A 6,257-nucleotide genomic window follows, 5' to 3' on the forward strand; every position below is an offset into this window, starting at 1 on the left:
AGGTGGCTGACGCCGCCGCACAGGATGGTCTGCTCGCCGAAGAGGTCGGTCTCGGTCTCCTCGGTGAAGGTGGTGCGGATGACGCCGGCGCGCGTGCAGCCGATAGCCCGCGCATAGGCCAGCGCCGTGCCCAATGCCGCGCCGCTGGCATCCTGGTGGACAGCCACCAAGCCCGGCGTGCCCATCCCGTCCACGTATAGCTCGCGCACGCGATGACCCGGCGACTTGGGCGCCACCAGACTGACGTCGATGTGCGCCGGCGGGATGATCTGGGCGTAGCGGATGTTGAAGCCGTGGCTGAACATCAGCGTCTTGCCCGGCGTGAGGTAGGGCGCGATGGCGTCGCGGTAGATGGCCGCCTGCGACGTGTCCGGGGCCAGCATCATGATGATGTCCGCCTCCTGGGTCGCCTCGGCCGTCGTCTTCACCGTCAGGCCGGCCGCCTCGGCCTTGGCCCACGACGGGCTGCCGGCGTAAAGGCCGACGCGCACGTCCACCCCCGAATCGCGCAGGTTCAGGGCGTGGGCGTGCCCCTGACTGCCGTAGCCGATAATCGCCACCTTCTTGCCGTCCAGCAGGGCCGGGTCGGCGTCCTTGTCGTAGTAGATCGTAGCCAAGATATTGTCCTCTGTGGTAGTTCTATGAGTGATAACCGTTCTTCATCGTCGCCCCTTCCGCCGCGGCCGAGGGGGCCGTCCCATTGTGCCCGTTGGCCTTCACCGAGGTCGCGCTGTGGCTGTGGCCGTGGCGCGAGTTGCCGCGCACCATCGCCAGTTGTCCGGTGCGCACCATCTCCTCGATGCCGAAGCTCTCCAGCAACTTGATGAGCGAGTCCACGCGGTCTTCCGGGCCAACGATCTGGATGATGAGCGAGGTCATATCCACGTCAACGACGCTGGCCCGGTAGATGTCCACCAGTTGCATGATCTCGCCGCGCGTCTGGCTCGTCGCGCCCACCTTGATCAGCGCCATCTCGCGCGTCACTGTCGGCTCATGCGTCACGTCGGCGATGTGGATGACGTTGATCAGCTTGTCCAGTTGTGTCTGCACCTGCTGTAAGTCTCGTTCCGTGCCCAGGGCGACGAAGGTCATGCGACTGACCCCCTCCGTCTCGCTGTGGCCGACGGTCAGGCTATCGATGTTGAAGTTGCGGCGGCTGAACAGCCCCGTCACCCGGTTGAGCACACCCGGCTTGTCTTCCAACCAGGCGATAATCGTGTGTCGTTTCATAGTCGTATCGGGCATTGTCGTCACTCCCTCTGATAGGGATTAGGGGTTAGGGGCTAGGGAAGAACGTTCTTCCCTAGCCCCTAGCCCCTAACCCCTAGTCCCTAATTCGCTATCTCTCTCCGAATCATGTCCGCATTGCTCTTCCCGGGGGCGACCATTGGGTAGACGTTAGTGAACTCTTCCACCTGGAAGTCGAGCAGGAACGGCCCATCGGTCGCTTGCGCCTGGCGAATGGCGTCGAATACGTCCTCTTTGTTCGTCACCGCCCGGCCGGGAATGCCATAGGCGTCGGCGATCTTCACGAAGTCGGGGTTAACCAGCGGCGTGCCCACGTAGCGCTTGTTGTAGAACACGTCCTGCCACTGGCGCACCATGCCCAGATAGCCATTGTTGATGATGGCGATCTTGATCGGCAGTCGCTCCTGCACCACCGTTGAGAGTTCGGGCATGGTCATCTGGAAGCCGCCGTCGCCGGCGATGACCCAAATCTCCTCATCGGGCTTCGCCATCTGCGCGCCGATGGCCGCCGGCAAGGCGTAGCCCATCGTGCCGAGGCCGCCCGAGGTTAACAGGCTGCGCGGCTTGGTGTGGTTGAAGTACTGCGCCTCCCACATCTGGTGCTGGCCGACGTCTGTCACCACGGTGCAATCCCCCTGCCGTGTGGCATGCCACAATTGCCGCATCACGTAGGGGGCGATCAGCTCATCGGTCTCCTGGGTCAGGATGTCCCGCTCCACCGATTCGCTGCGCCATTCGTTGATTTGGGCCAGCCAGGCGGGGTGCTCGTTCGGCTCGATCTGGGGCAGCAGCGCCCGCAGCGTCAGCAGCGCGTCGGCCACCACCGGCGTGTCGATGATCAGGTTCTTCCCCATCTCGGCCGGGTCGAGGTCAACGTGGATGATGCGCGCCTTGGGGGCGAAGGTGCTAAACGCGCCCGTCAGCCGGTCATCCAGCCGCGCCCCGATGGCGAAGAGCACGTCGCACTCTTGCAGGGCGTAGTTGCAGTACGCCTCACCGTGCATGCCGCCCCAACTGACCGACAGGGGATGTGTAGCCGGGAACGTGCCGATGCCCAGCAGGCTGGTGGCGACGGGGATGTTGGCCTTCTCGGCCAGGTGGCGCAACTCCGCCTCGGCCCTGGCCATCGAGACACCCTGTCCGGCGACGATGAGCGGCCGGTTAGCGTCGTTCATCATGCGGGCCACGCGGGCGATCACCTCGTCGTTGGGCGACAGGCGGCTGGGCCTGTAGCCGGGCAGATCCACGTCGTCCGGATAGCTGAACTCCATTGTGGCCTGTTGCACGCACTTGCACACGTCAACCAGTACGGGGCCGGGGCGGCCGGTGCGGGCGATGTAAAACGCCTCCTTCAGCGCCGCCGGCAGGTCACGGATGTCGGTGATGAGGTAGTTGTGCTTCGTCACCGGCATGCTGATGGCCCGGATGTCGGCTTCCTGGAAGCCGTCGCGGCCCAGCAGCGAGCGCGGAACCTGGCCGGTGATGGCAACCAGAGGCGTCGAGTCCATGTAGGCCGTCGCCAGGCCGGTCACAAGGTTCGTCGCGCCCGGGCCAGAGGTGGCGATACACACCCCAACATTGCCCGTGGCCCGCGCGTAGCCGTCGGCCATGTGGGCTGCGCCCTGTTCGTGCTTCACCAGCACGTGGTGCACCGGATAGTTGTACTTGTAGAGGTCGTCATAGGTCGGCAAGATCGCCCCGCCCGGCAGGCCAAAGACGACATCGACCTTCTCGCTGATCAGGCTCTCCCAGATTATCTGTCCACCCGTTTTCAACTCGCTCATCTTTTCCTCCAGACCGGTCAGGTTTTCTGAAACCTGGCAGGTCTTATGCGCCAGACAACAAAAAAACCGCCCTGTTGGGCGGTTTTCCTCTTGAGCTTTGTTCTATTTGTCGAACCTTTCGCGCTCACCCAACAGAAGTCGTGTCCTTATTCTCAATAATAAGGACCAGGCCAATAAGGGCGAGGACGAAAATAACGTTAGCGCTGTAAGGTTTCATATGATCAGCCAGAAGTGGCATGATGAGAAGAGTATAAGCGCGGGGCGAAAGATCGGGCTATGTGCAAATAGCGACAAGGATGGTAGGATGTTATTGTGCAAGTTTTACATGTAGGGCGATTTGCCAAATCGCCCGACAACTCCCCTTATAAACCCAAAAGGAATGGCCCTTTTGCAAAGACCATTCCCTTCGGTTCCCACTATTTCCCACTGAACCGCGCACTCTAGCGCAAGCCTGAAGATAGTATAGAGGATGCTATCCCTGGCTTATACGGCTAACTTGGCAGAATAGGGTGGGCAATGGATTGTACACTCTCTACAATTCCGGCGCGCGTTCGGCCTCCGGACGCAGTTGCCACAGCTTCAACGCCAGGTGCAGCGCCAGCCGCATGTTGGCCTGGTCGAGCTGCATGCCGGTTAGCTCCTGGATGCGCTCCATCCGATACAGTAAGGTGTTGCGGTGGACGAAGAGCGATTCGGCCGTCTGGCTGATGTTGCCGTGGTGGGTGAAGTAGGCGTCGATGGTCTTCACCAGGCTGCCGCGGTTCTGGACGTCGTACTCGGCCAGAGGGCGTATGATCTCGTCCGTGAAGCGCCGCACCTGGGCCTGGTCTTCCAGATCGTAGAGCAGGCGGTAGATGCCCAGGCTGTTGAACTCGACAAACTGGTTGGTCAGTTTCAACCGCTGGCCCAACTGCATGGCCTGGAGCGCCTGCCCATACATCACCGGCCAGTCGGCCAGCACGCGCGCCGGGCCGCTGATGCCGCCGATGATGGTCGCGCCGGGAAACTCGGCGGCGATCTGGTCGCTGATGCGCCGGCCGAGCTGGTGCGCGCTCTCCATGTCTTCCGTGGTCGGCCGGGGATCGGCGCGCAATGCCTGAAAGATGACCAGGTGTTGGTTGCCGTAGACGTGCACCAGCGCCGGGCGGGGGTGATTGGACAGTACCCAGTGGACGGCCGTCTCTAGCCGCCGCAGGCTGGGCGTTTCGGCTCCTAGCCAACCCAGCACCATGACTGCGTGAGGTTCTTTGGTGTTGTGATCCAGCCGCCCTTCCAGCCGCTCGATCTCCCGCGCCGGCAGTGAACCGGCCAGCAAGCCTTCCAGAAAGTCGCCGCGCAGTGACTTCTTGGCTTCGCTGACCGCCTTGGCTTTCGCCATTTCCAGGGCGCAAGCCGCCGCGCCGTGTTCCACGGTCAGGCTATCCAGCATGTCAAGCTCGCCGGGCGGGCCGACGACCGACAGGTAGCCGCGCGCCCGGTCGCCGGAGATAATGGGGCTGATGAGCCGGCCCATCCCCTCGATGGACAGGAGTTGATGCCAATGGGTCTGGCGTGCCTTGGCCGCTGCCTTGCGGTTGCGCAGCACGGGCGGCAGCGAGTCGCGGTGTTGCAGCGCCTCGATCAGCAACTCCTTGTCCACCGTGGTGTTGCTGGGCCAACTGATGGCCTGCACTTCCAGACGCTTATCCTGCACGGCGACGATGTTGCCGGTGAGCTTGCTCATCACCTCGGTCATCGCCGCCAAACCCTGCCCCTCGCGCGACATGGCCGACAACTGCCGGTAGAGTTGCATGGCCCGCTCACTGGTCGCCGTCTGCCGATCCAGTAGCAGCAAGGCCACCGCCTCGTGAATCTCGCGTAAGGAGGCGGGTGGCGGTACAACGACCACAGTGAGGTTAAGCGCGTCGGCAACCTGGGCCCGCGCTTCGCCGAACTCCCCGAACCAGAGCAGTCCGGCGACCGGAAACTCGGCCAGTGGGGCCAGCGTCGCGGCGGCGTTATCCGGGGTCAGGGTCGCTTGCAGCGCCGGGGGAACCAGAACGAGGTCATTCGGCTCGATCTGCTCTTCCAAGTTGTCCCACTCGGCCAGCACGGCCACCCAGTTGACGTAGCGTCGCGCTTCCTCTCCACCGCCGATGAGCGCGGTGTTGAGCGGTAGCGCCAGTCGCAAGACGTCGCCGACGTTGATCTCGCCCGGCGCGGCGTCCTGACGCGGCGCTTTATCGCTTTTCAGGGGGGTGTGCGGGGTTGAGTCGAGGGTAGAGGTCGCCATGATCAAACCATCCAGACCCGGCAGGTTTTCTGGAGCCTGCCCGATCGCACTGCACAAAACTACCGCAGGTAGAGGCCAGACGCGCTGCTATCCGGGCGCTGGATGGGCAGAGTAACCAGAAATGTCGTGCCCTCCCCCACCTTACTGGCGACGGTAATCTCGCCGCCATGTTGCTCCACAATCCGGTGACACGTCGCCAGCCCCAGGCCGGTGCCCTGGCCGGGGCCTTTGGTGGTGTAAAACGGTTCAAAAATGTGCAGGGTCTCGGCCGAGGTCATGCCCTTGCCGTTGTCGTACATGACTACCTGCACCGTCTGGCCGTCTTTGCCGACCCGGCTGCTCACTTTCAGTCGCCGTTCGTCCTGGTTGGACAGCAGCGCGTCGCGGGCGTTCAGCAGCAGGTTCAGCCACACACTCTTCAGATGTTCCCAACTGGCGACGACCAGCGGCAGCGTCTGGTCGAACTCCTTGACGACGGCGATGTGGGACGACTGCATCTGATAGTTGACCAGGTCGAGCGCTTCCTGAATGGACTCGTTGAGGTCGCCGGGGGTGAAGGAGTACTGCTCCTGACGGGCGAAGTCGAGCAGACCGCGCACTACTTTGGCCGCCCGCTCCCCGGCGCGCACGATGAGGTCGACTGACTCGAAGTTCTCGTCCTCGACCGGCATGACCATTTTGAGCATTTGCGCGTTGGCGTTGATGGCTGTCAGCGGGTTGTTGATCTCGTGGGCCACGCCAGCCGCCAGTTGGCCGATGGCCGCCAGCTTGCCGGCCTGCATGAGCGAACTCTCCAGTCGCCGCTCCTCCGTCTTGTCTTGCCACAGCAGCACGGCGCGGGCCGAACTGACCTGCTTGCCGGGCACGGGGTAGGCGCTGACATCCCACTCCCGCGGCAGATGATCCTCGCCTATCCAGCGCACCGGCCAATGCTGCTCCGCCTTGTCGCTCAG

5 protein-coding genes are annotated in these 6,257 nt (G+C 63.1%); all 5 read right to left on the bottom strand.

Features of this window, described 5'->3' with window-relative positions; all coding sequences use genetic code 11:
* A partial coding sequence (gene ilvC / locus ACE3UY_RS18935; protein WP_374689041.1) for a ketol-acid reductoisomerase occupies nucleotides 1-617 on the bottom strand: 617 nt, incomplete at its 3' end.
* 22 nt (nucleotides 618-639) lie between these two features.
* Nucleotides 640-1,230, bottom strand: a complete 591-nt coding sequence (ilvN, locus tag ACE3UY_RS18940; protein WP_374689042.1) for an acetolactate synthase small subunit — start codon at nucleotides 1,228-1,230, stop codon at nucleotides 640-642.
* Between the two features lie 101 nt (nucleotides 1,231-1,331).
* Nucleotides 1,332-3,032 (bottom strand): biosynthetic-type acetolactate synthase large subunit, encoded by a 1,701-nt coding sequence (gene ilvB / locus ACE3UY_RS18945; RefSeq protein ID WP_374689043.1) that lies wholly within the window; start codon nucleotides 3,030-3,032, stop codon nucleotides 1,332-1,334.
* Between the two features lie 532 nt (nucleotides 3,033-3,564).
* Nucleotides 3,565-5,304, bottom strand: a complete 1,740-nt coding sequence (locus ACE3UY_RS18950; protein WP_374689044.1) for a helix-turn-helix domain-containing protein — start codon at nucleotides 5,302-5,304, stop codon at nucleotides 3,565-3,567.
* A gap of 59 nt (nucleotides 5,305-5,363) precedes the next feature.
* Nucleotides 5,364-6,257, bottom strand: an 894-nt coding sequence (locus tag ACE3UY_RS18955) for a sensor histidine kinase (RefSeq protein ID WP_374689045.1), incomplete at its 5' end; no start/stop codon positions are given.

Source organism: Promineifilum sp. (SeqCode), from assembly GCF_041918635.1.
Lineage (GTDB): Bacteria > Chloroflexota > Anaerolineae > Promineifilales > Promineifilaceae > Promineifilum.